Below are 26,379 nucleotides of genomic sequence, written 5' to 3'. Positions count from 1 at the left end.
GGCGGGCCACCCGTGAGGAGACACCGATGACGGTCCCGATCGTTCCGGGGTTCCACCCCGACCCGTCGATCTGCCGGGTCGGGGACACCTACTACCTGGCGAACTCGAGCTTCGAGTACGTGCCGGGCGTCCCGATCCGGCGCAGCACGGACCTCGTCACCTGGGAGCTCATCGGGCACGCGCTGACCCGGCCGAGCCAGCTGCCGCCGAGCGAAGGCGCCGCGAACACCGGCGTCTTCGCGCCGACGCTGCGGCACCACGACGGCCGGTTCCACCTGGTCACCACGAACATCCTCGACGACCGCGGGCAGCTGATCGTGACGGCGGAGGACCCGGCCGGACCGTGGTCCGACCCGGTCCACGTGCCCGGCACCACCGGCATCGACCCGGACCTGTGCTGGGACGAGGCCGGCCGCTGCCACCTCACGTGGGCGTCGTTCCGGCCGGACCTGCGGGGCATCGCGAGCGTGCCGATCGACCCGGCCACGGGCGTGCGGCTCGCCGAGCCGCGGCTGCTGTGGAACGGCACCGGCCTGGCCGCACCGGAGGGCCCGCACCTGTACCGCGTCGACGGCTGGTGGTACCTGCTGCTCGCCGAAGGCGGCACCGAACGCGGCCACGCCGTCACCGTCGCGCGTGCCCGGGCCCTGGAGGGTCCGTACGAACCGGCGCCGGCGAACCCGATCCTGACCCACCGCAGCACGGCGCACCCGGTGCAGAACACCGGGCACGCCGACCTGGTCGAGTGCGCCGACGGCAGCTGGGCGATGGTGTACCTGGGCGTCCGGCCGCGCGGCAAGACACCGCAGTTCCACGTCAACGGCCGCGAAACCTTCCTGGCCGGCGTCGACTGGGTCGACGGCTGGCCCGTCGTGGCCGAGGACCGGTACCCGGTCCCGCCGCCGGACCACAGCTTCACCGACGACTTCGCCGAACCGCACCCGCGCTGGGTGGCCCCGGGCGCCGGGCCCGGGACCTTCACCCGCCGGGCCCGGCCGGGCGAGCTGGTCCTCACCACGGGACGCCCGCTGCTGACCCGCGCGCTCGACGAGTACTGGACGGCGGAGGTCCGCCTCGACGTCTCCCGCGGCACCGCGTCGTTCGCCGTGCGCATCGACGACCGGCACTGGTACGGCCTCACCGCCGACGGCGCCAAGGTGACGGCGGTGCTGGCGATCGGCCCGGTCGTCCAGGCCGTCACCGACGTCGTGGCCGGTTCCGTCGTGTCGCTGCGGATCCGGGCGCTCCGGCCGGAGCCGTCCGGCCCGCTGCGGGAAACCGACGAGCCGGACCTCGTCGAGCTGTCCGTGCTCGGCACGGAAGACCGGGTCCTCGGCGCGTTCGACGGGCGTTATCTGTCCACCGAGGTCGCGGCCGGCTTCACGGGCCGCATGATCGGCGTCGAAGCTCTCGCCGGAACGGTCTCCCTGCACGAGTTCCGCTACTCGACCGACTGAGCGGAGCATCGGCAGAGCTTATCGAGTCGAGCAGTTTTCATTGCTTTTCCCGATGAGCTCCGGTGCGTAGCGTCACCGGCATGACCGCACAGCACGCGCTTTGGCTCCCGCTCTTCGGCGACCTGGCCGACCCGGCGCTCGTCACCCGCCTCGCCGCCGAGGCCGAAGAGGCGGGCTGGCACGGCTTCTTCGTGTGGGACCACCTCCGCTGGCGCGAGCCGGCGACCGCCGTGGCCGACCCGTGGATCACCCTGGCCGCGATCGCCGCCACGACGTCGGAGCTGCGCTTCGGGCCGATGGTCAGCCCGATCACCCGGCGCCGCCCCGCCAAGCTCGCCCGCGAGACCGCCAGCCTCGACCGCCTCGGCGGCGGCCGGCTCACCCTCGGCGTCGGCCTCGGCAGCGACCGGTTCGGCGAGGAGTTCTCCCGCACCGGCGAGGAGTGCGACGACCGGGTGCGCGCCCGCATGCTCGACGAAGCACTGGAGATCCTCGTCGCCGCGTGGTCCGGCGACGTCGTGCGCCACCACGGCGAGCACTACACGGTGGACGGCATCCGGTTCCTGCCGACGCCGGTGCGGCGGATCCCGGTCTGGGCGGCGGGTTTCCCCGGCAAGCTCCGCCCGATGCGCCGGGCCGCGCGCCTCGACGGCTACTTCCCGGTGAACCTCGGCTCCGCCGACCGCTTCGCCGAAGCGGTGGCCCAGGTCGAGGCGCTGCGCGACCGGCCTGGGCCGTTCGACTACGTCGCGGAAGTCGAGCCCGGCGAAGACAGCACGCCGTACGCGCGGGCGGGTGCGACATGGGTGCTGACCGCGTTCGCTCCCGAATCGCTGTCCGCCGAGCGCATCCGCGGTGTGCTGCGCGACGGGCCGCCCGCCTGACCGCGAGTCTTCAGAGCAGCTCGGCCACCTTCCGCAGCAACACCGACCGTTCCCGCTCGTTGGCGCACAGCCGGGCCGCCAGCTCCAGCTCGGCGCGCGCCTCCTGGTGCCGGCCGAGGCGGGCCAGCAGCTCGCCGCGCACGGACGGGACCAGGTGGGAGCCCGCGAGCCGGTCGGAGACGACCAGCTCGTCCACGATGGCCAGGGCTTCCTCCGGACCCGAGGCCATGGCCACGGCCACCGCCCGGTTGAGCTCGACGACCGGCGACGGCGCGACCCGGCCCAGTGCTTCGTAGAGCACCACGATCCGGTCCCAGTCGGTCGCCTCGACCGAAGGTGCCGCCGCGTGCGTGGCCGCGATCGCGGCCTGCAGCCCGTACGGGCCGAGGCCGCCCGCGGAGGCCTTGGCCAGCGCCGCCAGCCCGCGGTGGATCGCCGAGACGTCCCACTTCCGCCGGTCCTGGTCCTCGAGCAGGACCGGCGAACCGTCCGGGGCGGTCCGGGCCGGGAAGCGCGCGGCCGTCAGCTCGCACAACGCGAGCAGGCCGTGCACCTCCGGCTCGTCGGGCAGCAGCGCGGCCAGCGTGCGGGCCAGCCGGATCGCTTCGTACGCCACCTCGGGACGCAGCAGGCGGTCGCCGGAAGTGGCCGTCGACCCCTCGGTGAAGATGACGTAGAGGACGCTGAGCACGCCGCCGAGCCGCTCCCGGCGTTCGGCGGGCGGCGGCAGTTCGAACGGCACCCCGGCCGCCGCGATGGTCTTCTTGCCGCGGGTGATGCGGGCCTGCACGGCCGGCACGGAGACCAGGAACGCCCGGGCGATCTCCTGGCTCGACAGCCCGGCGACGACCCGCAGCGTCAGGGCCACCCTGGCTTCGGGCGAAAGCACCGGGTGGCAGCTGACGAACATCAGCGCCAGGACGTCGTCGTCGATCCGGTCGGGGTCGATCTCTCCGGTCACCGCCTCGCCGGCGGCCGGATCGGTGGCCAGCACGGCGTACCGGTCCCGCAGGGCGACCCGGCGGCGGATCACGTCGATCGCCCGCCGCCGGGCGGTGGCCATCAGCCAGCCCGCCGGATCGGCGGGCGGGGTGCGCGGCCACGACACCAGCGCCTCGGCCACCGCTTCCTGAGCGGCGTCTTCGGCGAGCCCGAAGTCCCCGGTGAACCGGGTCAGCGCGGCCACGATCCGGGCCGACTCGATCCGCCAGACGGCTTCCACGTCGGGAGTGCCCATCGGGTCACTGCGGGGTTTCGTCGCTGCCGGGCACCCGCCGCACCTCGACCTTGGCCCCGGGGGCCGCGGGCACCCGCGTGGCCCACTCGACGGCCTCTTCCTTCGAGGCGACGTCGATCAGGAAGAAGCCCCCGAAGAGCTCCTTGGTCTCCCCGTACGGCCCGTCGGTGACCACCGGGGTCTCGCCGGTGAAGTCGACGACGACGCCCTTGGCGGGGTCGTCGAGCCCTTCGGCCGCAACGTAGACGCCGGCCTTGAACAGGTCGTCGATGAACTGGCGGCTGGTGGCCATCATCTCGTCGATGTTCGCCATCATGGCCGCGTTCGACTCGTCGGTGCCCCGCATGATCAGCATGTACTTCGGCAAGTGGAGTCTCCTCGTCCGGCAGGCCGCTGCCCGGCCCGTGCGCCCTCAGGTCGAACGGGCGGCTCGCGGATCGACACGGGCTCCGGAGAAGTTTTTCACGCCCCGGCCGCCAGGCACTCGCGGCTGCCGGAAGAGGTGCCGCGCCCGGGTGGCGGCGCGCCGCGGTTCACCGCTTGAGCTGCACCGAGTCGAGCAAGGTCCGAGCGGCCTGCTCGTGGGCGGGCGAGCTGGCGACTTCGACGGTGTAGGCCCCGAGGGTCCGCGACCGGCGTGCGGGCAGCGGATCCTCGGGCATGGCGGCGCCACCGGCGGCTCCCCTGCTGGTCAGCGACACGACCAGGGAGAAGCACCGGGTGTCGAGCGGGACCTTCGCCACCTCGGCCGCGGGGCAGAGCACCAGGGTGTTGGTCTCGGGCTCGCTGGTGAACGTGGCCACCTGCTGCCCCTCGGGGACCTGCACCGCCTTCAGCGGGGAATCGATCACCGGCGGGGTGGCGCGGATCTTCGCCAGCAGGGCGAGCATCTCCTCGGGCGGCACCGGTTTCGTGGTCCGCACCCAGACCCAGCGGTCCGGTCCGTCCTGCCACCTGACCGACCGCGGGTCCGCGAGCTGCCCGGCGGCCGAAGGCTTCGCCGGCAACGCGCCGCGCGGTGCCGCGCCGTCCCGGAGTTCGATGTCGAGCCCGTACTGGTGCTCCTGCCCGTAGTGCAGGACGGCGAAGTGCGGGCGGGTGGCCCAAGCCAGCAGCTTCCAGGAGCCGTCCTCGAGGCTCATCGCCGGAGCGGGCGGTGGCACCTGCCCGGCGACCGACAGCACAGCGGGCGGGGGATTCACCCGCGACGCCGGGGACACCGCCGTGGTCCCCCGGCCCAGCACGCCGACGGCCACCGCGCCCAGAGCGGCCACCACGAGCACCACCGCGGCGACAGCGGCCGTGCGGCGCAGCCGGATCCGGCGGGTGGCGACGGCGAGGACGGCGTCGGGGTCGGGCGCCAGCGACTCCTGTGCGCGCAGTGTGCGGCGCAACTCGTCGAGGTCGGTCATCACGCTCTCCTTCGCCCCGGAACCCTTCGACTGCACACACTTAAGATGCCGCTGCCGGGCGCATCCGTTGCGCTCGCGTCCGAACATCCGGAACGCCGGGAAATTCCGGCGGCGACGCAACGGCCGGGTGGGGTCCCGGCATCTAACTTGATGTGCACTTCGAAGAGTTCGCGCGCGAGGAGTTGCCCGAATTGGTGCGGTTCGCGGCCGTCCTGACCGGCGACCGCGACCTCGCGCAGGACGTGGTGCAGGACGCGCTCGTGCGCGCCCACCAGCACTGGCGGCGGGTGACCGCGGCCGAACGGCCGGAGCTGTACCTGCGGAAGATGGTGGTCAACGGCTACCTCTCCTGGCGCCGCCGCTGGTACCAGCGGTCCGTGCAGCCCACCGAAGACGTCACGAGGTTCGGCGAGACGGCCGTTCCCGACCACGCGGAGAGAATCGCCGACGCCGGGCAGCTCGCCGACCTGCTGGCCGCCCTCTCGCGGCCGCAGCGGGCCGCGATCGTGCTGCGCTTCTACGAAGACCTCGACGACACCGAGATCGCCGAGCTGCTCGAGTGCGCGGTCGGCACCGTCCGCAGCCACATTTCCCGGGGACTCGGCGTCCTCCGCCTCCAGATCGGGAACGGCCGGCAGGCCGTCCGCTGACCACTCGAGAACCCAGTACGCGGACTCCATGTCCCCCGGCGCATCAGGCCTCGAGCTGCTCGACGGCGTCCTTCGCCTCCTTGAGGCCGGCGCCGGTGCGCTCGCGGTAGACCTTGATGGCCTCGATCTTCTTGCCCACACCCAGAAGCCGCCGCACCTCGTGCAGTTCGGGCTCGGGTTCGGCGATGCCGAGGTGGGCCATGATCGCGTCGAGCTTGCGTTCGTTGCGCGCGAGGCGGCGTTCGACGCGCGCGACCTGCCGCTGCCCGCTCGCCGCGCTCACCCAGGAGACCGCCACCAGTACGACCAGAGCCAGCGAAAGCGTTCCGTAGTCCACAACGGGTATCGTTCAGGCTCGGGGAGACGACCGCAACCCGGATGCCGCGGGGTGCGCGGCGAAGTGCTGTCCGGCCATTCCGAGGTGCTGTCAAGGCGGCATTCATGTCCGTCGGCTCTCTTCACCCCAACGGTCCATTCTCTTGGCGAGCGATGGAGAGGACCCTGGTCAGATCGGGCTCGTGCAGCGGATCGGACAGGCCATGAAGAGAACCGGCGTTTTCTTTTTGTCGATCATCGTCGTCTGGGCCGTCGCCAAGCTGGTCGGTTACTTCTTGACAATTCTGCCGCGCATAGCGGCAGCGGCGATCGACACCTTGGAAATGCTCGGCCTGATGGTGTCCCTGGTGGCCGGGTGCGCCTTGGTCGCCTTCGTAGTCCCCTGGGTTCCCCGGGTTGCGCGGATTCTGGCGAGGCAGACGTCTCGCCGGAGGACGATCCGGACGCTCCACGTCGATCCGGGAAGAGGTGTCGGCGGGAGGCGCGATTCCTGGCAGCCGGGGTTCGTGCCGTATCACCCGCACCGGAATGAGCACGAGACCGGAGCGGAGACCGCTTCACCGAGCTTCGGCTTGTCCTTCACCGAGGGCCTACGCGACCTGGCTCCGAATCCGCAGCCGGGCTCAGTCAGTCCCGAAAGCCACCGCTCCGCGCAGCTTCCCAGAAGCCCGGGCGGCTTCGATCCCAAATCCGCCGGTACGCGCGAGCAGCCACTCATCATCCTTCCGCAAAAGCCCGCGGCCCCCGACCGTACTGCGCTCCCGTGCATCACCATCGTCGTCGAGCCAGCCACTGCCCTTCCGCCCGGCCTGGACGGCGCCGTGGGCATTCCCGCCGTCCACGCCGATCGCGTGGACATCCTGGTGATCGGCGACCACACGAACCTGCACTCCCAGGTGCAGTACAAAGTCAAGGAACTACGCATCGACACGAAGACCTTCGCGAGCCGGCTTTCGAACTCGGCGAAGGAGGCTCTCGCAGACCTGGCGCGCAACCCCGGCGACAAGCGGGCGGAGGAGGCCTTCCTCCGGCGCCTGCCGCGGCGCGGCCGATCGTGCGCCGAATCCGCGGCGCAGTTCCGAACCGGCCCGGACGCCGTTTTCGACATAGTGCGCTTCGACGTGCTGGTCGTCGGTGACCACAACCAGGTCTCGTCGGAAACAGAACACCGAATCACGATCGGCACGATCCCGCTGCAGAACCTCCTGTCCACCCACCGCGAACTCATCACCGAGTTCGCCCAGGCACTCCATGATCCGGCGAAGGAAGCCGACTTCAACCAGTCCCTGAACCACGCCGTGGACATGATGGCCGTCATCACCGATCAGGGCTTCGCCGCACGCGGCCGGATCCGCTCCGCCACCCGCACTCCAGGCGGTGGCGTCCGCGTGGATGAACCGATCGCCCTCATCGAGGGTCGGGGAACCCGGGTCACGATGGAAAGCGCCGGAGAGGTGTACCGGACGAAGCCGGTACGCGATTTCCGGCCGATCCGCAAAGACCTGCACCTCCGTCCGACATCGACTTCCACCAAGGCCACCGAGGAACGGACGGAGTCGAGTGTCCTGCGTTTCTCCTTCGAGCCGCCGGCACCGAGCTTCGATCCTTCTTCCGTCCCCGGTCCGGAGAACGGAACACTCGGCGGACCGTCCATAGGCCGATCCTTCTAGACACGGGAGTCTTCATGTCGAAGCGCACAAGGCGTGTCATCGCCGCCACCGCCGCTGCCATCGCCTTTCTCTCGCTGATCACCTTCCTGGCTCTGCACACCCTGGACCAGAACGACAAATGGTCGAGCGTGCTGACCCTCGTGCTGACTGTCGGCGGCACCGTCACGTCGACGATCTTCAGCCAGTCTCCACGCCATCCCGCGCCGGCCGCGTCAGGCGGAGCCGAAGGCGGAACACCAGCTGCCCCTGCCGGCAAAGTCATGTTCACCGGAAAAACGTTCAAAATCGGAACAATGGCGAACGGGGATCACGGCGTCTTCTACATCGACAACAGGACGAGGCGGACCGGTCGGTTCTGGCCGTTCCGGTAGCAGAGAGCGCCACGGTCCTCGCCGAGATGCGGCGGACCGTATCGGGCTCTGCCTTCGACCGGGGGACCCAGACCTGATTGAGTTCCCGGCCGGCTGGGCAGTACCAGTTCGGCCTGGAACACGCCTCAAGTGCCTCCAGGCCGCGGCGTCGCACCTGCCCGGCGGTGGCGGCGCAGCGGTTGAAACCACCCGCCGACCGCACCGAAGCGGCAACCTGGCTGGCGCTGGTGGCCCGGCTGCGCTGATCGGAATGGCCATTGCGCGCATGGTCGAGCGCGCACCGGGTAATCACCCCGAAATCGGCTCCACGGACCGGACGTGCGGCCGCCATCAGGAAAGGGTCCTGCCCCGATGCCGACCGAACAGCAGACGACACAGCTCGACGACTCGTTGCGCGTCATCGCCCTCGAGGTCGCCGACGACCTCGCCGAGCTGGCCAGGGTGCGTGCCTGGGCCGATCGGTTGCTCCAGGATCTGCCCGAGGACCAGCGGGTGGACGCGCTGATGGTGGTCGACGAGCTGACCTCCAACGCGCTCCGGCACGGGAAGCCACCCCGCCAGGTCCGCTTGCTGCGCAAACGCGACTGGCTCTCGGTCGAAGTCGACGACACCTGTGTCGACCCCGCCTGCCCCCGGCCACCCTCGGCCGACGGTGGCCATGGGCTCAAACTGGTCACCGCCATGAGCGTGTCCTGGGGCCAGTCGCAACGGCCGACCGGGAAGACCGTGTGGGCCGAAATCGACCTCACCCGCGCCGCCGGCTGAGCCGGCGTCCGACTCCCCGGCCGGCAACCGGCCCGTGAGCGTTCGGCCACCGAAACCGTGACCTCGGTGCTGTCACCGGATCGTGCAACTGCGGCTGTCCGGAGCTGTACGTGGCCGAAGCCGCCCCCGCCGAGCGGCGGATCGTCATCACCGACGACTTCGGCCAGAAGATCGAAATGAGCGCCGGCCAGCTCGCGGTGCTCGTCGCCGACGTCAAGGCCGGGGTGCTGGACCAGGTCCTCAGCCCGGCCTGACGCTCACAGCATCGCCAGCAGCAGAACGCAGGTGCCGAGGCCCATCAGGGCGTCGGCACCCCACCCGGCCGTCCGCACCGGCGGCGACGCGACCCGGGCCCCGTCGACCACGCGGGCCAGGAACGCCGTCCCCGCCAGACCGAACGCGATCGCGAGCGTCAGCGCGACGATCACCACGTCGGCGGGGACGCCGCCGGCCGAGGGCAGGGCCATCGCCATGCCCTCCATGCCCGGCATGTCCATGGTCGTCGCCGCGCCGCTGCCGACCATCGCGCGGGGCATGGCGAACACCATCCACACCATCGCGAGCATCATCACCGCGTGGTAGCCGGGGTGCCACCGGCTCCCGTGCGCGCCGCCGCGGACCGTGGCCACGGCGAACCACGCCGCGGCGAACCCGAACAACGCCACCTGGGGGAGGCCGGCGAGGCCCATCGTGGCCGGCCACACCATCGCCACCATGGCCGCGCACATCGCCACGTGCAGCACGTCGCCGACCCGGCTGGTCGCCGGCCCCTGCCGGACGCAGCGGTAGAGGCAGAAAGCTCCGGCCGCCACGAACACCACGGTCACGATCCACCGCAGCCCGGTCGCCTCGATCACGCCGCCGCCTCCTGCCGACGCGCCGCGACGATCAGGTCCACGACCAGGAAAGCCAGCAGCGACAACCCGAACACCGGCAGGTAGTAGCCCACCACCGCCGTCACCACCAAGAACGGCGCGAACACCCGCCCGGGAATCCGGCGCCACGTTCCCCGCTTCGGCGCACGTCCGGCTCGCGTCTCACCGCGGGTCGGGCGGCGCAGCCACCACATCCGGTAGCCCCAGAAGATCACCGCGATCAGCCCGGCCGCCACCCCGGTGAGCACGATCTGGTTGGCCACCCCGAACAGCAGGCCCATGTGGGCGTCGATCCCCCACCTGGAAAGCTTGGCAGCCAACGAATAGTCGGCGAACCGCAGCGTGGCGGTGATCCGGCCGGTCGCCGGGTCGACGGCCATCGAATCGGCCTTCGTCGGCCAGGTCCGGCCGACCTGCGCCACCACGTATGCCTTGCCCGGCGCGGACGGCGGCCGGATCTCCACCGGATCCGCCAACCCGGCCCGCAGCGTCGCCGCGCGCACGGCGTCGATTCCGACGTCGGCGCCTTGGGGAGCGGCCGCGGGCAGCGCGGCCGGCACCGACGGCGTCGTCCAGTCCAGTTGCGCCCGCAGCTCGCTGATGCTGTCACCCGCGTGCTCCGACCACGTCAGCCCCGTGGCCGACAGGAACAGCAAGCCCGCGGCGATCACCAGGCCGGTCATGCGGTGCCACGAGAGCAGCCGTCCCCGCGCGCTCCGGGACTTCTTCCGGTTCCGGCTCCCGGCCCGGAGCGCGATCCCCGCGAGCACGACCACCCACAGCCAGCTCGCCGCGAGTTCGCTGTACCAGCGGCCGAACTCACCCAGCCGCAGGTTGGCGTGCAGCCCGTCGATCCAGCCGCGCAACGGCAACGCCTGCCCCGAACCGTAGGTCTCCAGCTGCCCGCGGATCCCGCCGGTGTGCGGATCGACGAACACCGTGTGGTGGAAACTCGGCTCGAGCCCCGGCCGGTCGAAGATCACCTGCGTCGAATCCGTCGGCGCCGGCCCGGGCCGGATCCCGGTGATCGTCCCGTCCGGCACCGCCGCCTTCGCGACCGCCGCCTGCTGCGCCAGCGGCACGGCTCCGGGCGCGGCCGGGACGTGCAGCTCGTGGTCGTAGACGGCCTGTTCCACCTGCGGAGTCCAGATGTAGGCCAGCCCGGTCAGCGCCGCGACCAAAAGGAAAGGGCCGACGAACACCCCCGCGTAGAAGTGCAGCCGCAGCAGCAGCGGGCGAACCGCCGCCCAGGTGAACCGGGGCTCGGACGGTGCCTCAGCCGTGCGCTCTTCGCTCTGGTCGACGGACATCGAGCTCCTTTCGCCTGCCTCGGAGGTATCAGTCGGCTGCCGGCCGCGCCGAGTTCCCGGCACTTCGGTGACGCGGCCCACCCCGCGCGGCTTCAGGTCGTGCCGTGGTGCGACGCGGTTGCGGTCACCCCGCCGGAACAGGTTGCCGCGCCGCGGTTCCCCGGAACCGGGTCAGGCGCAGGCTGTTCGACACCACCAGGCAGCTCGAGGCCGCCATCGCCGCGCCCGCGATCATCGGGTTGAGCAGCCCCGCCGCCGCCGGCGGCAGCGCCGCCACGTTGTACGCCAGCGCCCAGAACAGGTTCGCCTTGATCGTCGCCAAAGTGCGGCGGGACAACCGGATCGCGTCGACCGCCGCCATCAGGTCGCCCCGGACCAGGGTCAGGTCGGCGGCTTCGATCGCGGCGTCCGTGCCGGTCCCGATCGCGAGCCCGAGATCGGCGGTCGCGAGCGCGGCCGCGTCGTTCACGCCGTCGCCGATCATCGCGACCACCCGGCCCTGCGCCTTAAGGTTCGCGATCACCTCGACCTTCTGCTCCGGCGAGACACCGGCGATCACCTCGGTGATGCCGGCTTCCTTCCCGATCGCCCGGGCGACGGCCTCGTTGTCGCCGGTGAGCAGCACCGGCGTGAGACCGAGCCGGCGCAGCTGGAACACCGCGGGCGCCGAGGTCGGCTTGACCGTGTCGGCCACCACCAGCACCGCGTGCGCGAAACCGTCCCAGGCGAGGAGCACCGCGGTGTTCCCGGCCCGTTCGGCCTGCTGCTTCACCTTGATCAGCGTCGAGGGCACCCGGACCGACAGCCGTTGCAGGAGCTCGGGGCGGCCGACGACGACGCGGTGGCCGTCGACGCGGCCGAGCACGCCGTACCCGGCGACGGTCCGGAACTCGCGCACCTGGCCGACGTCGCCGAACCGGCGGCGGGCGGCGTCGGTCACGGCGACGGCGATCGGGTGCTCGGAAGCGCTTTCCAGGGCGCCGGCCAGCTGCAGCGCCAGGTCGGGCGGGACGCCGTCGGCGGTCTTGATCCCGGCCAGGGTCATCTTCCCGGTGGTCACCGTGCCGGTCTTGTCGAGCACGACGGTGTCGACCCGCCGCGTCGACTCCAGCATCTCCGGCCCCTTGACCAGCACGCCGAGCTGGGCCCCGCGGCCGGTGCCGACGAGCAGCGCGGTCGGGGTGGCCAGCCCCAGCGCACACGGGCAGGCGATGATCAGCACGGCCACCGCGGCGGTGAACGCCATCCCGGTCCCGGCGCCGGAGACGAGCCAGAAACCCAGTGTCGCCACCGAAAGCGCCAGCACGACGGGCACGAACACCGCCGACACGCGGTCGGCGAGCCGCTGCACGCCGGCCTTGCCGCTCTGCGCTCGGTCCACCATCGCCGCGATGCGCGCGAGCCGCGTCCCGGCGCCGACCCGGGTCGCCCGCACGACCAGGCGCCCGCTCATGCTGACCGTCGCGCCGACCACCTCGGCGCCGGCACCGACCTCGACCGGCACCGCTTCCCCGGTGACCAGGCTCAGGTCGACCGCGGAGGCACCGTCGACGACCACCCCGTCGGTGGCGATCTTCTCCCCCGGCCGGACCACGAACAGATCGCCGACCCGGAGCCGCTCGATCGGGACGCGCTCCTCGCGGCCGTCGCGCAGCACGGCCACGGACTTGGCGCCGAGGTCGAGCAAGGCCCGCAGCGCCGCGCCGGCGCGGCGGCGGGACCGGGCCTCGAAATACCGGCCGGCCAGGATGAACAGCGTGACGCCGGCGGCGACTTCGAAGTAGATCCCGTCGACGTCGTGGCCGGCGAAGAGGGCGAACTCGTGCCGCACGCCGATGACACCGGCCCCGCCGAAGAACAGCGCGTAGAGCGACCACAGGTAGGCCGCGGCCACGCCCATCGAGACCAGGGTGTCCATGGTCGCCGTCGCGTGCCGCAGGTTCGTCCAGGCGGCCAGGTGCAACGGCCATGCGCCCCACAGCACCACCGGCGTGGCCAGGACGAGGGAAACCCACTGCCAGGCGGGGAACTGCACCACGGGCGCCATGGCCACGAGGATGACCGGCACGCCGAGCAGCGCCGACAGCTGCAGGCGACGGCGCAGGGCGTCGGCCGGCGGCTCGGAAGCGCTTTCCGGCTCGGGCGGCGCAGGAGGAGCGGCGGTGTAGCCGGCCGCCTCGACCGCGGCGATCACGTCGTCGGCCGTCATCGACGGCGGCACCCGCACGAGCGCCTTCTCCGTCGCGTAGTTGACGCTGGCTTCCACGCCGTCGAGCCGGTTGAGCCTGCGCTCGATCCGCGCGGCGCACGACCCGCAGGTCATGCCGCCGACGACCAGTTCGATCTCCGCCGCGGCTACCGCGTCCCGGACGTCGAGCTTGCCGGGATCGGCGGCCCGGACGGGAGCGGTGACGGGGTCGGTGAAGTCGGCTCGACGGCCTCCGGCGGTCATCGGACGAGCTGGTAGCCCGCGGTGCGGACCGCCTGCTCGACCTGGCCGAAATCGAGGGGCGTCTCGCTGGTGACCAGGACGTTGCCGGTGCCGAGGTCGACGTCGATCTCGCGGACACCCGGCAGTTCGCCGAGCTCCTCGCGGACCGAACTGGCGCAGTGCCCGCAGGACATCCCGGTCACCGCGTAGGTCGTCTGGGTCATGTCGTCCACCTTCCCGGCCGAGGCCGTGTCGTGACGGGGCAGTGCCCTCGCCGTGACATGGTCGGCTGCGCGGCCCGGATGGTTCCCGCCGATTTTCCTCAAGATCGTTTTCAACCGGATCGGGGTGGCCGCCGTAGTAGCGAGTGTGACGCCAGAACGTGCGGACGACGCCGAGATCACGCGGTGAGCGCTGCTCGCCGGGCGCGGTGACCCCGCGGCCCTCGAACGGTTCCTCCGCGCCACGCAGCCCTCGGTCTGGCGGTTCGTCGCCGGGCTCAGCGACCGGCAGTCCGCGGACGACCTGAGCCAGGAGACCTACCTGCGGGCACTGCGCAGCCTGCCCCGGTTCAAGGGTGACTCCTCGGCCCGGACCTGGTTGCTGTCCATCGCGCGGCGGACGGTCGCCGACCACATCCGCGCCCTCCGGGCCCGCCCGCGCCGGTCGCCGGTGACCGACTGGGAAGCCGCGGCCGAACGCGCCGAGCCCACCCGTGCGGAGCGGTTCGACGAGCAGGTCGTCCTCGACCAGCTCGTCCAGGCCCTCGACCCGGACCGGCGCGACGCCTTCGTGCTCACCCAGACGCTTGGACTGTCCTATGTGGATGCCGCGCGGATCTGCGGCTGCCCGGTCGGCACCATCCGCTCCCGCGTCGCCCGTGCCAGAGAAGACCTCCTGGCCGCGCTGGCCGGGATCCGGCCGGGATACCCGGCGGTCGGTTGACTCCCGGGATCGCCGGACGGCGTCCCGGTCGGACAGCCGCAGGTTTCGGCGACCTCGGCGGGAACTCGGAGGAGCCGTTGCGCGACCATGTGAAGGTGAACTGCTCCGACTTCCGCGAAGCGATCTCCGCCCGGATCGACGGTGAAGCGGGTTCGCTGCCGGACCAGGTGGTGGATCGTCACCTGGCGGGCTGCCCGCAGTGCCGGGCCTGGCAGGACGACGCCGTCCGGCTGCGGCGGCTGCTGCTGGTCCGCGAAGCGCCGCAGGTGCCGGACCTCACCGGACGCATCCTCACCGAGGTCCCGGCCCCGCCGGCGCCGCGCTGGGGCCTGCGGATCGCCCTGGCCCTCGTCGCGCTCGTGCAAAGCGGCCTCGGCCTCGCCGAACTGCTCGGTGCGGACGTGGGGCACGCCGAACACGGCGGAATGACGGCGATGGCGGCGCACCTCGGCAACGAGAGCGCGGCCTGGAACCTCGCGGTGGGTTTCGGCCTGCTCTGGGCGGCGCTGCGCCCGGCGACGGCATCGGGGCTGCTGCCCGCCCTGGCCGGTTTCGTGGCCGTCCTCGGCATCATGTCGGGCATCGACCTGTCCGACGGCCAGGTCACCGTGTCCCGCGTGCTTTCACACGGCTTGCTCGTGGCCGGCGTCGGGCTCCTCTACGGCGTCCGTCGACGGCACCGCCGCACGTCGACACCGGGCCCGAGCACGCGCGCCGAGCCCACCGCGCACGACGAAGCCGAGCTCGGCTGGGAGCCACCGGCCGCCGAGAACGGCGGCCGAGGTCCGCGCCGCCGGTTCCCGCACCTGCCCGCCGGCCGCCGCCGCGCGGCCTGATGCCCGCGCCCGGTCCGACGAACGGCGTGGGCCGATCGAGGTACCGGGCGCGTTGCTCGATCACTTCTCTTGACAAGGTGCCGGAAAAGCACCTACATGGACATTGGTTCAAACCACTCGTCAGGAGTTGAGCTACCGTGGTCAAGCTTGGCCGGATCACCGCGTTGCTGGCAGGCGCCGCCCTCTTCGCGGCCACGATGACAGGCACGAGTGCGGCCGGTGCGGCCGCCGCGCCGCGCAAAACCGGGCCGATCACCGTGGCCTACGTCGAGGTGAACAGCAACAGCATGCTGAACGTGGGCAAGTACACGCTCGCCCAAAGCGGTGGCAACGTGTTCGACATCGGCGTGATCTTCGCCGCCAACATCAACTACGACACCGCGACGAAGTCGGCGTACCTGTACTTCAACCCGAACGTCCAGCGCGTCCTCGACAACGTGAGCACCCAAGTCCGCCCGCTGCAGGCCAACGGCATCAAGGTCATGTTGTCGGTCCTCGGCAACCACCAGGGCGCCGGGTTCGCCAACTTCCCGTCCCAGCAAGCGGCCGCGGCCTTCGCCAAGCAGCTGTCCGACACCGTGACCAAGTACGGGCTCGACGGCATCGACTTCGACGACGAATACGCCGAGTACGGCAACAACGGCACCGGCCAACCCAACGCCGGCTCCTTCGTCCACCTCGTCACCGCCCTGCGCGCGGCGATGCCCACCAAGCTGATCTCGCTGTACAACATCGGCCCGGCGGCATCGCGGTTGTCCTACGGCGGCACCGACATCACCGCGAAGTTCAACTACGCCTGGAACCCGTACTACGGCACCTGGGGCGTACCGAACATCGCCCTCCCCAAATCCGGGCTCTCCCCCGCCGCGGTCCAGATCGCGGCGACATCCACCAGCACCGCCGCGAGCCTCGCTCAGCGAACCGTGAGCGAAGGCTACGGCGTGTACCTGACCTACAACCTGGGCGCCGCCGACTCACACACCTACATCTCCAGCTTCACCAAGCCTCTGTACGGCAAGGACGCCGTGTACCGGCCCTAGCCACCTCGGTTGCCACGCTAGAAACCCTCGTACAAGGCCACTGCCTGCTCGTAGTCCCCGTCGCGGAACGCCTTCGCCGGCAGGACGAAGTGCACGTAGCCGCCGTCGCCGAGGTCGTGGTGCCCGATGGTGATGACGTGGCGGTACGGCTCCTCCAGCTGGGGGAAGCTGTTCTCCAGGTGCGGCCAGCCGAACGCCTGGTCGGGTGCGAAGGACACGTCCTCGTACTTGTACAGACCCTGCTCACGCTCACAGAACTCGAGCCAGGCATCGCCGAGCCGGTCCGAAGCGAACCAGCCTGGCATCGACCGGTAGTGGCTGGAGTCTTCGGTCACTCCGCCGTAGTCGACCGTGTCGAGGACCGGGTCGTAGGACACTCCGCGCATCGACGGCAACGTCACGACAGGCACCGCGTAGAACGGCTCCGGGGCGTGGATCGATGCCGGCGCGGGTGCTGCCCGCTCGATCGCCAGTGCCGGGTCCGCCGGGATGATCCGGCAGCACCGCGGGTCGTCCAAGTCCAGGAGAGGCGCACCCTCGAGCACGTATCCGCGCCGGATGTCCGGCTCGAAGAAGAAGATGTTCAGCAGCCCGTCGGGTGGGCGTTCGTCACCGAGCCAGGAGCCGAGCGCATCGACGTCCAGGACGGCGAACAGGCTGAGCGGAACGCCGTCGTGCTCGGGCCACGGCGTGCCGGGATTCAGCAACGCCGAACCGCCCCACCGGCCGAGGCCGGCCGCGGCGATGCCCGGCTTCACCGGACGCAGCCCGAACCCGGGTTCGGCCAGTGCCGCGACCTGTGTCCCGACATGCTGACCCAGCTGCTCGACGCACAGTTCCCGCACCCTCGCGCAGGCTTTCGCAAAGCTCACCCGGCTCATCATGGCATCATGCTGTCAGCCGCGTCCGCGACGACCGGAAGCAGCGCGGCTGCCACGGCCCCCTGCGGACCGCCACCCCCAGGAGGCGGTCCGCGGGTCCTCCCCGGTCACGTCCGAAGAGGACCTACGGGACCTCAGCGGGGCAGGACGAGGTGGTCGGCGATGGCGTACAGCTCCGCCTGCGTGCTCTGACCCGCGACGGCGATCGGCGCGTCGTGGACGGCCTTGAGGATCCAGACCGTGCGATAACCGTTCTCGTCCACATAACGAGTCTCGCGTCCCTGGACCGGTCGCCCCGCGGTGCCGCTCACCTGGACGGTTTCGCCGGTGTGCACCTGGACCGGCGGCAGGGCGCTGCACGTGCCCACCGAGTAGCCCGTGCGCAGAACGGTCGGACCGCTCGGGCCGCCCTTCTCGACGTCGAACGCGCACATCCGCAGGCCGTCGGGCAGCTTGCCGAGGCCGAACGCCGGGGTGACGGTGGTCGTGCCCGGGAAGGTGACGTTCTCCGCGACGCGGCGGCCCGCGTCGATCAGTTGCTGCTCCGACGCCGTGCTGCCCGGCTGCGCGGCCACGTTGACGTACAGCGCACCGCCGTCGGGGTGGGTCAGGTACACCTCGTAGCCGCCCGGGCCACCGGAGTGCGAGCTCTCCACACCGGCCCGCCCGCCGATGGTGACGGGCCGGCCCGGACCGGACTTGAAGGTCGCGTGCTCGACCCGCATCATCCGCATTTCCTGCACGTCCACGAGCAGGACCTGACGCCCGGACGTGACGTTCAGCATGTACTCGCCGCCGTACACCGGCTTGTCGGGGTTCGCCGCGCTGCCACCGATGTTGATCCGGTGCACGAGGTAGTCGGCCTTGCCCGGTGGCAGCCAGCCGAGCGAGTAGGGCATGGTCAGCTCCGCGATGGCGGGCTTGACCGGTGCCGCGACGGCGGCCGGACCGCTGCTCGGGCTGCTGCCCGTGGCGACCTGGTCGTCGTGCGCGGGCCGGTTCAGCGCGACGACGCCGACCGCGGCCAGGGCGAGCAGGACCACCCCGGCGCCGGCCGCGAGCGGAGGGCTCACCACGGCGCGCCTGCGGTCGAGGCGCTGACGCGTGGCCGCCAGCACCTGGTCGCTGTCGGGGGCGTCGGGTTCGTGGGCGGTGAAGGTGTCTTTGATCAGGTTCTCGATGTCCATCAGCTCTCCTTCGCCTGGGCCATCCGGTCGGCGCTCAGGCCGTGTCGCAAGGTCGTCAAAGCTTTGCGGGCGTGGGCCCGCACGGTGGCCTGGGCGCAGCCGAGCAGGTCGGCGATGTCGGCGTCGGCATGCTGCTCGTAGTACCGGAGCACCACGACCGCGCGCTGGCGCCGGGGCAGCCGCGCCAGGCGCTGCCACATGTCCTCGCGGGCCGCGTGGTCCGACGCGAAGTCATCCGGCCGCGCCTCGTCCGGCGGGTCGCCCACGACGATCAGCCGGGCCGGCCGGCTGCGCCGCCACGACAGGTAGTCGTTGGTCACCATCTTCAGGACGTAGCGGTCGGGGTGTTCGGCGTCGCTGACGCGCGACCACCGTCGGTACGCCTTGACCAGCACGTCCTGCACCAGGTCAGCGGCCTGTTCCCGCTCCCCGGTCAGCATCGTCGCGTAGCGCAGCAACCGCGGCAGGTGCGCCCGGACGAAGTCCTCGTAGTCAGCCATCACTATGAAGACTGCCGCCGGGCACGATCCGTGTACCGCCACGCAGAACTTCCGGTCACGTCGTCGAGTGCGCAGCCCGGCCAGGTCCGGTGGGAGGTGACAGCTCCTGGGCCGGCTTCGTGGAAAGTTGGCACACAGAAGGTTACTGATCGTAAAGATTTCGCAATAATCACCAATCACCCTGGGCGACAAGAAGCACACTGACCGCTACCGCCAGGGGACGCGATCATGAGCGACGACTCGACGACAGCCGCTGTCCGCCCGACCCAGGTGACACCGAACGGTGGATTGGCGCACCGACCGGCGGTGCTTGCCCTGCTGGCGGTGGTCACCGTGGTGGATCAACTCGGCAAGTGGTGGGCCTGGCGGCACGCACCCGGAGCGAAAATCAACTACGGCGGCAACTTCCTCGTCGGCGACACGATCAGTCACTGGTACGCCGACCCGACCACCGGCGCGCTGCTCGACCTGATGGGCTTCGGCGTGCTGACTGCCGCCGCCGTCGTCCTGATCCGCCGCCGACCGTCAGCGGTCATCCTCGTTCCCGCCGGCCTCATGGTCGGTGGCTGGATCAGCAATCTGTTCGACCGCCTGGGGTTGCACTACCTGACCGCCCCGGGCAGCGTGCGCGGAGCGGTCGACTTCATCGCGCTCGGCCCGATTCGCTACAACCTGGCCGACGTGTTCATCGTCTGTGCCACGCTTCTGTTCATCCTCGCCGTGATTGCCAGCACCTTGTCCGCCAACCGGCCCCCAGCCGCGTCCCCCGCACCCCCGGCACGCCACCATCGACGTCGAACATGGCTGTCCGGAGTAGCCACCGCCACCTGTCTCGTCCTTGTCGTCGGTTTCGGCGCGCTGAACTACGGCGGCGTGACCACACCGAACCACTCCCCCGGCGGCAGCAGCACCCGATGACCGGCTTCTTGCCGAACAAGCCCACGCCGGAGCGATGTCCGGTTCACACCTCATCGGTCGCGGACCCGCGTACCGGTCGGTACCGGGGCTCGAGAGCCGGCGGGAAGGGGATCGCCTTCATCGTCCACGAGGTGCGGAATGAGGAGATGCCCTCCCACGCCACTCTGGTGCTGGTCGAAAACGCCTGCCGCGCCTGGGCGAGCAGGTGCAGCGCCGATGCGTCGCGCCAGCGTGCTCCGTCGGCCGACTCGTCGAAGTACTCGAGGACGGTGGCCGCGTAATAGAGGAAGCACGCCAGTTCGCCGATGAGCTTGAGGAACGTACTCGCGGCCGGCTCGGTCGACTCCGCTTGTGCGCGGGACCGGGGCATCGGCAGCAGTTCGTCGATGAGCCGAAGCAACGTACCGGCGTCGACAGCGGCGTCTCGGACACTGGCGCACTTCAACAAGAACCAGCCCACGTCCGGCTCGAGATCGATCCGGCGGACAGCGACACCGACCGCGCGTGCCTTGCGCGCGACGTCCTGTGCGACCAGGTCTCCAGCGAGCCGGGACAACCCCGTCGGGCCGTGCGGTTCCTGTGCGTCCAGCACGAGGCGCGCCGCGCGGATGAGCTCCCGGGGGAGGCCGCCCGACAAGGCGAAGCACAGCTGTTTGAACGGTGCCGGCATCAGCAGCACCCGGCGGTCGATGCTCGCGATCGCTTCGGTGGCGCTGAGGTGCTCGAACCAGACGATCTCGTCGAAAGTGCTGTCGAAGACGTCCCGGAACGGCAGCCCCCGGCGCTCGAAGCTGCTCATCGCCTCTTCCGACACCGAGACGAGGAAATAACACCCCCGAACGCCGAAGATGCTCTTGATCTCGTTGAGGAACTGCTCCGCGGCGGTCTCCGACTGCATCTTGTCCAGCTCGTCGATACCGATCACGACCGGGTTTTCGCGGGCCGCGAGCGTCAAGAAGTCGCGCAGCGAGTCGACGATTTCCGGCAGGTGCAGCGCCTGCCGGGTCAGTCCTCGGCCGCCGCCGATCGTGGCCTCCAGCCCGAGCGGCACCTTCACCGCCCCGGACCACGTCGAGCTGAACGACTGCTGGAACCGGATCTCCTCCAGCCGTTCGGCAGCGACGCCACGCAGGCCGTGGCTCGGCAACTGCCCCTGCCGAGCGCCGGCCGCGCTTCCCACCAGCACCAGCCCCGAAAAGAGGAAAACCAGGGCCCAAGCGATCTGCGCCGGAATCCGCACATCCGCGTTGTACAAAACCGTCAGCGCGACGCCGACCAGGAGAAGCAGCAGCCCGGACACGAGCAGCCGCGATCGCCCGCGCCCCCGCCGGGCCGCGGAGACGTCGAGTCCGCCGAGGTCCGGCTGCGGCCCGATGACCTCTTGGCAGATCTTCGCGTAGAGGTGGAGGAGGAACTCCCGCGGCGCATATTCGACCGGCGCGGACACCATCGTCGCCAGGCTGCCGGTCAACCGGCGCTGCCCGGCGCAATACGACTCGATCAAGGTGGTCTTGCCGGCTCCGCGGGCCCCGGCAAGCCCGATGCTGCCTCCGGGCATCGACTCGAGCAGCTTCCCCACTCTCGCGGCCGCCGCCGTCGGTACCAGGTAGGCCGGGTCGGAGAGCTGCCCCAACCCCGGCGCCTCCCGCACGTCGATCTCGACGTCCAGCACCTGGGTGTGCTTGTTGATCTCGGTGCGGAGGAACGGCAGGATCGCCGTGTTCGTGAGGAGCTGCGACACCCGGCGGCGCGCTGCCACGTAATGCCGGCGAATCAACCGGGTGGGGCACAGCGGGAAGCCCGTCAACGCGACCAGGGCGCTCAGAGCGATCAGGCCGAGGCCGGCGTCGAGCAAACCGGGGTTCGGATTTCCGACCACCAAAACCGGCATCGCCGGTTCAGTAGTGCCGTCCCCGAGAACGCCCGTGACGCCGATTGTGGCTGCCAGGATCCCGACGGGCCATCTGGAAACACTCCCGGCAGGAGGACGCGCGGCCAGGATCGGGGGTACGCGGCGCCAGGGCGGCAGATGCGGCTCCTCCCATCGTGACTCCCGGATCGTCCTCGCGAACGGGATGGTCACGCAACAGACCACCAGCAAGATCAACAGAGCTTCGCCCCACTGCCCGGACGCGTGAACACGTTGCACGACGTCCGACGGAACGAAGCACACGACCGCGAGAACGAACAGCACGATCGCGGTCACCGCCATCGCCGGAACCAGGAAGACGTCGACGGCACGCTGTGTCCGACGCAGCACCCTCGACCTCGCCGCGAGCCACCTGGCGAACAACGCAGCAGCGACGACAGCGATGGCGGCGCCGAGCAGTCGCTGGTCAGGGACCACGCCCAGCGGCCCCGGGGCGTAGACCACCCAAGCGAACATCACGAGCAACAAGCCGACGAGTGCGCCCGCATGCTGCAGCGGAGTCGACGTCAACACCTCGCGCACCGCCGCGAGCACGGGATGGCGGGCGGTAGTGCGATCGTGGCGGCGGGCCATTTCGTCGTAGTCGTATGCGGCCTCCGAGGCCTCGCGCCACAGCCGAGTGCGCTCGGTGGCACACCGCTGCCGAAGGTAGTGCTCGTCGACGCCTCTTGCCTGCCGAAGGCTGTGGGTGATCTCGTCGGTGCCGATGGCCGCGGCAACCAGTTCGTCGAACAACTCCTGCCGGCTCGGCGCCACCTTGGAGGCTTCGGTCACATCGGAGTCAGTCGCTCGGCGGGGAAAGCTGTTACGGCAGGCAACAGCTGCCGCAGGCGTTCCGTGGTACACGCCGCCGTTCGCGGTTGCCTCCGGTGATCAACACCGAGGTTTGCTCCGTGTTCGTCATGCCCGCCAGACACCGCCCGCCGCCCGGCTGTGACCACCTGTGAACGACGTCACACGCGGACGTGCGGCTCAGGCCATCAGGGCGATGAGGGTGGCCAGGGCGGGTGCACCCTGGCCGATCAGGCCCTTGAGCCGCGCGCGGCGGGGGTCGAAGGCGATCAGCGCCACGCTCGCCGCGAGCATGGACACGCCGGCGGCCAGGACGAGGGCTTGGCCCGCCGCGATCGCTCCCGAGTGGGCCGCGGTCAGCCCGGCGAGCACCTGCAGGGCCAGGAGTGCGTTGTAGCAGCCCTGGTGGAACGCCCAGGGGCGGACGATGTCGAGGTCCGCCGCGCGCACCTCGAACATGGCGTGCACCTCGGGGCGGCTGAAGCGGACGCTTTCCATCGTGAAGATCCACAGGTGCATCAGCGCCGTGACGAGCGCGAATATCTGGGCCGGGATGTTCATCGGGGCCGGGCCAGCCGCAGGGGCGCGTCCGGGAGCAGTGCGCCGGTCTCGTCCAGTTCGGCGAGCAGGGCGGGCACGCCGACGGTGAGCATCTTGGTCCGGACCGAGCCGAGCAGCTTGGCCATGGCGAACCCGCCGATGCCGGTGAACCCGGTGTGGTGGTAGGTGAAGCGGGTTCCTTCGGCGGTGGGCTCGAGCCGGTAGCGGACGTGGCTGGGTGTCTCCCCCTCCGCGCCCACCCAGGTGTAGTGCAGCAGTTCCCGCTCGCGGACCTCCAGCACCTCGCAGTCGACGATCCCCCGCCAGCCGGGCATCGACTTGGCGACGAACCGGAACCGGTTGCCGACCACCGGCTCGAACCCCTCGGCGCGGGCGCCTTTCCCGGTCGAGGTCCAGTACGGGATCAGCTCCGGGTCGGTCATGGCCCGCCAGACCTTCAGGGGCGAGTGCGGGTAGTCGCGGACGATGTGGATCTCGGACACGGCAGACTCCTTAACTTCAGTGGCTATAAAATTACTGTAGCAGAACTTTTCTGGTGACTGAAGTAGGATGGCCGCGTGACGACAACGGGGACCGGCCGGCCGGCCGCGGAGGGGCTGCGCGAGCGCAAGAAACGCGCGATGCGCCGGCAGCTGTCCGACACCGCCGCACGGATGTTCCTCGAACGCGGCTTCGACGCCGTCCGGGTGGCCGACGTCGGCGAAGCGTGCGGAGTGTCCGAGAAGACCGTCTTCAACTACTTCCCGAGCAAGGAAGCGCTGCTCCTGGACCGGCTCGAGGCAACGGCCGACGCGTTGCGCACCCACCTGCCGGACCTCGCGCTGACCCCGGTCAGCGCGATGCTGACGATCCTCGACCACGAACTCGACGGCCTCGCCACGGCTCTCGCCGCCGGCACCGACCGCGCGCTGGCCCAGTACCGGAAGTTCGGCGACCTGATCCGGAACACCCCGTCGCTGCGGGCATACCAGAGTGACATCGCCGACCGGTTCGTCGACATCGCCGCCGAAGCGCTCGCCACCCGGACCGGGCTGCGCCCCGACGACCCCGAACCCCAGCTCGCCGCGGCGACGCTCCTCGGCCTGTGGCGGGTCCAGTTCCGCGCCCTCCGCACCCACGTCCGCCCCGGCCACCCCGTGCCGGACGCGATCGACGCCGTAGCCAAGGAGGTCCGCCGCGCCGCTCGCCTGGCCGAAGCCGGACTGGCCACCTTCCCGGCACCCGCGAAACCACGCTGACCTGCCTTCAGCAACCCGTATCCGCCTCCCCTCGGCAAGGTTCCCGGAAAGTGGCGTGCGCGGTGACAGCGCCGCTGGGCACAATGCCGGTGTGAACGCGAAGCCACCGACGGCGGAAATGGAGCCGGGATGCTGTCCGGGGAACAGTGGTTGGCGCAGGTCTTCCGACCGGCCGTGGCCGGGGTGAGCCGCGCCCGGCGTGCACGATCCGCCGGTGTGGTTTCCGTGGATCCGTTACGCATGCTGGGAAGCCGGCTCGCGGCGCAGGTCGAGGCGCTCGGTGACACCGGAGTGCTCACCGACGAGCAGGAAAGGGCCGCACTCGAGACCCTCGAGGAGGCCGGGATCATGCCGGAAGTCCGGTCGGTGTCGGTGTCGGCGTCGTCTTCGCAGGCCGCGGGCACCTTCGCTCCCGTGGCTGTGCGGGAGGGTTCGGCGCCGGTCGTCGAACAGGAGCCGGCCGAGCCGCGCGAGCCGCCGACGTTGCGGAGCGTGCTGGCGGGACCGCGACAGCTCGGGCAACTCGACGGACGGCCGGTGACGCTGATCTCGGCGGAGCTGTGGAGCGACCGGTTCTCGGTCGACGTCTCCACGAACCCCGGTCCGGAGCACCGCGACAGGCGGGCGCAGGCCGCGCGTGCGCACCTGGAGTGGATGAAACGCCAACGCCGCGGACAGACCACGGAGCGACCGGGCCGGCCGGTCACCGGCTCGCCGCTGGCCGATCTCACCTGGGAGCTGCGCGACGAGCTCGGTACCGCGTACCGCCGGACCGGCGGCTCGGCCGAATCGGGAGACCACCTCGACCGGCAGCGAATGCAATGGTTCCCGGAACCCCCGGCGCACTCCGGACGCCTGACCCTGCTGGCCACCGACACCACCGGCACGACCGTGCTCAACGCCGAGATCCCCATCCCCCGGTCGACCACGTAACGCCACGCATCCGGCCGCGGCGTGCCAGGAACATGTCGTTGACAGGACATTCCGGGCATTACAAGCTGTCGTCGGCAACATCAACTTCGGCTGCCCCGCCCTCAGCGCACCACGATCTCGCCTCGAGTGGTCGCGATGCCCGCCGCCGCGAGGCGCGGTTCACCGCCGACCCAGCGCAACGGCACATCAACCTCGCCCACCCACTGCCGCATACGAGACTCGTCGCCGCCGACCTCCAGATACGTCACGCGGCCGGGTGCACAGTCATGCATCGCCTTGGCATAAGTACGTTGCCAACCCTCAATACGAGCGGCGCGAGCGATGTCGTACTCGATGAAGAACGGCCGTTGCTGTTCCACCTCGCCAAGCAAACGCCACCGCCCGGTGTCTCCGCCGCCGCTCACCGGTTCGACCCCCAAACTCGCCGCGCAAGCGTCGAGATCGTCCGGCTCCATCGCCCAGGTGAACAGGCGATCTCCGGCCGCGGTCACAGCGGCCAAACGCGCCGCGGCCTCGCTGGCACCGGGGTCGGTGGCGGTGACGAGCTCCAGATACACCGGCGGTTCGAGAGGGACAACCGCATTGGCGACCCCCGGAACCGGCGAGCCACCGGGCACAGTTCCCAGACCCCACTCGTGGCGGAACCGGTCCGCCGCCACCTCGAGATCGCGCACTCCCAGAAGAACATGGTCAAGGAAGTTCATCCTGCGAACAGTAACCAGCCGGCCGACCACCGCGCCGATGCCGAACGGAACGACCCGGCCGAGCACGATGCTGCCCGGCTCGGTGCCGTACTTGGTGCTCAGCTCGAGCGAAGAGAAGGCCGCGGTCGCTCCGGTGCCTGCCAGTGCACTGACGGACATCCGCTCCAGAGTGCGCACGACCTCCGTCTGCGTCGCCTGCCCCGGCCGGCACCGGTCGTTCCAGGCATCAGAGGCCACGCGAGCTCCTTCGCGTCGTCAACTCGCCGCCGGGTCTCGCACCCGCGTGGCTGGTCTGAACGGCGCAATCGCCCGCGGATCGGAACCCGGATTTCCCGCGGTGCGTCAATATGGAGTCGTCGAGGAAGCGCTGGGAGGCGTGATGCCGGAGGGGAATCCGCTCGTCGTCGAGGCGAAGAAGGATCCGGACGGGCCGGGCGCGTTCACCGCGGGCAATGGTGATTACGGCTGGGCCGGTGGCATCGGCATCGCCGAGTCGTCGATGGACGCGTTCAACGG

General features: G+C 70.7%; 28 protein-coding genes. 13 read left to right on the top strand and 15 right to left on the bottom strand.

What is annotated here, in order from left to right; genetic code table 11:
- Positions 1 to 26 precede the first annotated feature (26 nt).
- A complete protein-coding gene (locus ACWED2_RS43005) occupies positions 27 to 1,457 on the top strand; it encodes a family 43 glycosylhydrolase (RefSeq protein WP_449696273.1) in 1,431 nt (476 codons plus the stop codon).
- Between the two features lie 80 nt (positions 1,458 to 1,537).
- Positions 1,538 to 2,341 carry an LLM class flavin-dependent oxidoreductase gene (locus ACWED2_RS43000; RefSeq protein ID WP_449696272.1) on the top strand — a complete coding sequence of 268 codons (804 nt, stop codon included), beginning with the start codon at positions 1,538 to 1,540 and terminating at the stop codon, positions 2,339 to 2,341.
- Positions 2,342 to 2,351: 10 nt separating this feature from the next.
- Here ACWED2_RS43000 and ACWED2_RS42995 read toward each other — a convergent pair whose 3' ends face one another.
- The 3 genes from ACWED2_RS42995 to ACWED2_RS42985 all read right to left on the bottom strand — a co-directional run bounded on the left by ACWED2_RS42995 (position 2,352) and on the right by ACWED2_RS42985 (position 4,990).
- On the bottom strand, positions 2,352 to 3,578 hold the full coding sequence (locus ACWED2_RS42995) for an RNA polymerase sigma factor (protein WP_449696271.1): 1,227 nt from the start codon (positions 3,576 to 3,578) through the stop codon (positions 2,352 to 2,354).
- A 4-nt stretch (positions 3,579 to 3,582) separates the two neighbouring features.
- Positions 3,583 to 3,945 carry a YciI family protein gene (locus ACWED2_RS42990; RefSeq protein WP_449696270.1) on the bottom strand — a complete coding sequence of 121 codons (363 nt, stop codon included), beginning with the start codon at positions 3,943 to 3,945 and terminating at the stop codon, positions 3,583 to 3,585.
- A gap of 166 nt (positions 3,946 to 4,111) precedes the next feature.
- Positions 4,112 to 4,990 carry a hypothetical protein gene (locus ACWED2_RS42985; protein ID WP_449696269.1) on the bottom strand — a complete coding sequence of 293 codons (879 nt, stop codon included), beginning with the start codon at positions 4,988 to 4,990 and terminating at the stop codon, positions 4,112 to 4,114.
- A 152-nt stretch (positions 4,991 to 5,142) separates the two neighbouring features.
- Between ACWED2_RS42985 and ACWED2_RS42980 the strand changes: the two genes are divergently transcribed.
- Positions 5,143 to 5,640: a SigE family RNA polymerase sigma factor gene (locus tag ACWED2_RS42980; RefSeq protein WP_449696268.1), complete on the top strand. Its 498-nt coding sequence runs from the start codon at positions 5,143 to 5,145 to the stop codon at positions 5,638 to 5,640.
- Positions 5,641 to 5,683: 43 nt separating this feature from the next.
- Here the strand turns inward: ACWED2_RS42980 and ACWED2_RS42975 are convergent, their stop codons facing one another.
- Positions 5,684 to 5,977: a ribosomal protein L7/L12 gene (locus tag ACWED2_RS42975; RefSeq protein WP_449696267.1), complete on the bottom strand. Its 294-nt coding sequence runs from the start codon at positions 5,975 to 5,977 to the stop codon at positions 5,684 to 5,686.
- A 181-nt stretch (positions 5,978 to 6,158) separates the two neighbouring features.
- Between ACWED2_RS42975 and ACWED2_RS42970 the strand changes: the two genes are divergently transcribed.
- From ACWED2_RS42970 to ACWED2_RS42955, 4 genes are all read left to right on the top strand, one after another.
- On the top strand, positions 6,159 to 7,646 hold the full coding sequence (locus ACWED2_RS42970) for a hypothetical protein (protein WP_449696266.1): 1,488 nt from the start codon (positions 6,159 to 6,161) through the stop codon (positions 7,644 to 7,646).
- 14 nt (positions 7,647 to 7,660) lie between these two features.
- Entirely contained in the window at positions 7,661 to 8,017 is a 357-nt protein-coding gene (locus ACWED2_RS42965) for a hypothetical protein (protein WP_449696265.1), read from the top strand.
- A 351-nt stretch (positions 8,018 to 8,368) separates the two neighbouring features.
- Positions 8,369 to 8,782 (top strand): ATP-binding protein, encoded by a 414-nt coding sequence (locus ACWED2_RS42960; protein WP_449696264.1) that lies wholly within the window; start codon positions 8,369 to 8,371, stop codon positions 8,780 to 8,782.
- Between the two features lie 110 nt (positions 8,783 to 8,892).
- A complete protein-coding gene (locus ACWED2_RS42955; RefSeq protein WP_449696263.1) occupies positions 8,893 to 9,036 on the top strand; it encodes a hypothetical protein in 144 nt (47 codons plus the stop codon).
- A 3-nt stretch (positions 9,037 to 9,039) separates the two neighbouring features.
- Here ACWED2_RS42955 and ACWED2_RS42950 read toward each other — a convergent pair whose 3' ends face one another.
- The 4 genes from ACWED2_RS42950 to ACWED2_RS42935 form a co-directional block, all read right to left on the bottom strand.
- Entirely contained in the window at positions 9,040 to 9,639 is a 600-nt protein-coding gene (locus ACWED2_RS42950) for a DUF5134 domain-containing protein (protein ID WP_449696262.1), read from the bottom strand.
- The gene (locus tag ACWED2_RS42945; RefSeq protein WP_449696261.1) at positions 9,636 to 10,967 is read right to left on the bottom strand and encodes a PepSY-associated TM helix domain-containing protein; all 1,332 of its coding nucleotides are present in this window, start codon (positions 10,965 to 10,967) and stop codon (positions 9,636 to 9,638) included. Before ACWED2_RS42945 ends, ACWED2_RS42950 begins: the two co-directional genes overlap by 4 nt.
- A 124-nt stretch (positions 10,968 to 11,091) precedes the next feature.
- On the bottom strand, positions 11,092 to 13,290 hold the full coding sequence (locus tag ACWED2_RS42940; RefSeq protein WP_449696295.1) for a heavy metal translocating P-type ATPase: 2,199 nt from the start codon (positions 13,288 to 13,290) through the stop codon (positions 11,092 to 11,094).
- Positions 13,291 to 13,415: 125 nt separating this feature from the next.
- The gene (locus ACWED2_RS42935; protein WP_449696260.1) at positions 13,416 to 13,622 is read right to left on the bottom strand and encodes a heavy-metal-associated domain-containing protein; all 207 of its coding nucleotides are present in this window, start codon (positions 13,620 to 13,622) and stop codon (positions 13,416 to 13,418) included.
- Between the two features lie 190 nt (positions 13,623 to 13,812).
- On the opposite strand from ACWED2_RS42935, the gene ACWED2_RS42930 reads away from it, so the two are divergent.
- The 3 genes from ACWED2_RS42930 to ACWED2_RS42920 all read left to right on the top strand — a co-directional run bounded on the left by ACWED2_RS42930 (position 13,813) and on the right by ACWED2_RS42920 (position 16,219).
- Entirely contained in the window at positions 13,813 to 14,343 is a 531-nt protein-coding gene (locus ACWED2_RS42930) for a sigma-70 family RNA polymerase sigma factor (RefSeq protein WP_449696294.1), read from the top strand.
- Between the two features lie 89 nt (positions 14,344 to 14,432).
- Complete coding sequence (locus ACWED2_RS42925; RefSeq protein ID WP_449696293.1) at positions 14,433 to 15,179, top strand: zf-HC2 domain-containing protein; 747 nt, start codon at positions 14,433 to 14,435, stop codon at positions 15,177 to 15,179.
- Between the two features lie 137 nt (positions 15,180 to 15,316).
- Complete coding sequence (locus ACWED2_RS42920) at positions 15,317 to 16,219, top strand: endo-beta-N-acetylglucosaminidase H (RefSeq protein ID WP_449696259.1); 903 nt, start codon at positions 15,317 to 15,319, stop codon at positions 16,217 to 16,219.
- 17 nt (positions 16,220 to 16,236) lie between these two features.
- Here ACWED2_RS42920 and ACWED2_RS42915 read toward each other — a convergent pair whose 3' ends face one another.
- From ACWED2_RS42915 to ACWED2_RS42905, 3 genes are all read right to left on the bottom strand, one after another.
- On the bottom strand, positions 16,237 to 17,091 hold the full coding sequence (locus ACWED2_RS42915; RefSeq protein ID WP_449696258.1) for a DUF1963 domain-containing protein: 855 nt from the start codon (positions 17,089 to 17,091) through the stop codon (positions 16,237 to 16,239).
- Between the two features lie 143 nt (positions 17,092 to 17,234).
- On the bottom strand, positions 17,235 to 18,287 hold the full coding sequence (locus ACWED2_RS42910) for a hypothetical protein (protein WP_449696257.1): 1,053 nt from the start codon (positions 18,285 to 18,287) through the stop codon (positions 17,235 to 17,237).
- Positions 18,287 to 18,787, bottom strand: coding sequence for a SigE family RNA polymerase sigma factor (locus ACWED2_RS42905; RefSeq protein WP_449696256.1), 501 nt, complete (start codon positions 18,785 to 18,787; stop codon positions 18,287 to 18,289). The genes ACWED2_RS42910 and ACWED2_RS42905 overlap by 1 nt, the downstream gene beginning before the upstream one ends.
- Before the next feature lie 228 nt (positions 18,788 to 19,015).
- Here ACWED2_RS42905 and ACWED2_RS42900 point away from each other — a divergent pair, with 228 nt between their 5' ends.
- Complete coding sequence (locus ACWED2_RS42900; protein ID WP_449696255.1) at positions 19,016 to 19,705, top strand: signal peptidase II; 690 nt, start codon at positions 19,016 to 19,018, stop codon at positions 19,703 to 19,705.
- Positions 19,706 to 19,748: 43 nt separating this feature from the next.
- Here the strand turns inward: ACWED2_RS42900 and ACWED2_RS42895 are convergent, their stop codons facing one another.
- The 3 genes from ACWED2_RS42895 to ACWED2_RS42885 all read right to left on the bottom strand — a co-directional run bounded on the left by ACWED2_RS42895 (position 19,749) and on the right by ACWED2_RS42885 (position 23,470).
- On the bottom strand, positions 19,749 to 22,409 hold the full coding sequence (locus ACWED2_RS42895) for a hypothetical protein (protein WP_449696254.1): 2,661 nt from the start codon (positions 22,407 to 22,409) through the stop codon (positions 19,749 to 19,751).
- Between the two features lie 198 nt (positions 22,410 to 22,607).
- Positions 22,608 to 22,988, bottom strand: a complete 381-nt coding sequence (locus ACWED2_RS42890) for a DUF1304 domain-containing protein (RefSeq protein ID WP_449696253.1) — start codon at positions 22,986 to 22,988, stop codon at positions 22,608 to 22,610.
- Positions 22,985 to 23,470, bottom strand: a complete 486-nt coding sequence (locus ACWED2_RS42885) for an SRPBCC family protein (protein ID WP_449696252.1) — start codon at positions 23,468 to 23,470, stop codon at positions 22,985 to 22,987. The genes ACWED2_RS42890 and ACWED2_RS42885 overlap by 4 nt, the downstream gene beginning before the upstream one ends.
- Positions 23,471 to 23,545: 75 nt before the next feature.
- Here ACWED2_RS42885 and ACWED2_RS42880 point away from each other — a divergent pair, with 75 nt between their 5' ends.
- Both ACWED2_RS42880 and ACWED2_RS42875 read left to right on the top strand, forming a co-directional pair.
- Positions 23,546 to 24,226, top strand: a complete 681-nt coding sequence (locus tag ACWED2_RS42880) for a TetR family transcriptional regulator (RefSeq protein WP_449696251.1) — start codon at positions 23,546 to 23,548, stop codon at positions 24,224 to 24,226.
- A gap of 240 nt (positions 24,227 to 24,466) precedes the next feature.
- A complete protein-coding gene (locus ACWED2_RS42875) occupies positions 24,467 to 25,159 on the top strand; it encodes a hypothetical protein (protein ID WP_449696250.1) in 693 nt (230 codons plus the stop codon).
- 101 nt (positions 25,160 to 25,260) lie between these two features.
- On the opposite strand, the gene ACWED2_RS42870 is transcribed toward ACWED2_RS42875, so the two are convergent.
- Positions 25,261 to 26,100, bottom strand: coding sequence for a VOC family protein (locus ACWED2_RS42870; protein WP_449696249.1), 840 nt, complete (start codon positions 26,098 to 26,100; stop codon positions 25,261 to 25,263).
- Positions 26,101 to 26,379 lie beyond the last annotated feature (279 nt).

The organism is Amycolatopsis sp. NPDC005003, assembly GCF_053600695.1.
The sequence above is the reverse complement of the archived record's forward strand: the minus strand, read 5'-3'. Positions and strand labels throughout refer to the sequence as shown.

What these genes read in the sequence shown, in the direction of transcription:
- ACWED2_RS43005 (WP_449696273.1), top strand. Translation starts at nt 27, where the DNA reads ATGACGGTCCCGATCGTTCCGGGGTTCCACCCCGACCCGTCGATCTGC.
- ACWED2_RS43000 (WP_449696272.1), top strand. Translation starts at nt 1,538, where the DNA reads ATGACCGCACAGCACGCGCTTTGGCTCCCGCTCTTCGGCGACCTGGCC.
- ACWED2_RS42995 (WP_449696271.1), bottom strand. Translation starts at nt 3,578, where the DNA reads ATGGGCACTCCCGACGTGGAAGCCGTCTGGCGGATCGAGTCGGCCCGG.
- ACWED2_RS42985 (WP_449696269.1), bottom strand. Translation starts at nt 4,990, where the DNA reads ATGACCGACCTCGACGAGTTGCGCCGCACACTGCGCGCACAGGAGTCG.
- ACWED2_RS42965 (WP_449696265.1), top strand. Translation starts at nt 7,661, where the DNA reads ATGTCGAAGCGCACAAGGCGTGTCATCGCCGCCACCGCCGCTGCCATC.
- ACWED2_RS42960 (WP_449696264.1), top strand. Translation starts at nt 8,369, where the DNA reads ATGCCGACCGAACAGCAGACGACACAGCTCGACGACTCGTTGCGCGTC.
- ACWED2_RS42945 (WP_449696261.1), bottom strand. Translation starts at nt 10,967, where the DNA reads ATGTCCGTCGACCAGAGCGAAGAGCGCACGGCTGAGGCACCGTCCGAG.
- ACWED2_RS42940 (WP_449696295.1), bottom strand. Translation starts at nt 13,290, where the DNA reads ATGACCTGCGGGTCGTGCGCCGCGCGGATCGAGCGCAGGCTCAACCGG.
- ACWED2_RS42935 (WP_449696260.1), bottom strand. Translation starts at nt 13,622, where the DNA reads ATGACCCAGACGACCTACGCGGTGACCGGGATGTCCTGCGGGCACTGC.
- ACWED2_RS42910 (WP_449696257.1), bottom strand. Translation starts at nt 18,287, where the DNA reads ATGGACATCGAGAACCTGATCAAAGACACCTTCACCGCCCACGAACCC.
- ACWED2_RS42905 (WP_449696256.1), bottom strand. Translation starts at nt 18,787, where the DNA reads ATGGCTGACTACGAGGACTTCGTCCGGGCGCACCTGCCGCGGTTGCTG.
- ACWED2_RS42900 (WP_449696255.1), top strand. Translation starts at nt 19,016, where the DNA reads ATGAGCGACGACTCGACGACAGCCGCTGTCCGCCCGACCCAGGTGACA.
- ACWED2_RS42890 (WP_449696253.1), bottom strand. Translation starts at nt 22,988, where the DNA reads ATGAACATCCCGGCCCAGATATTCGCGCTCGTCACGGCGCTGATGCAC.
- ACWED2_RS42875 (WP_449696250.1), top strand. Translation starts at nt 24,467, where the DNA reads ATGCTGGGAAGCCGGCTCGCGGCGCAGGTCGAGGCGCTCGGTGACACC.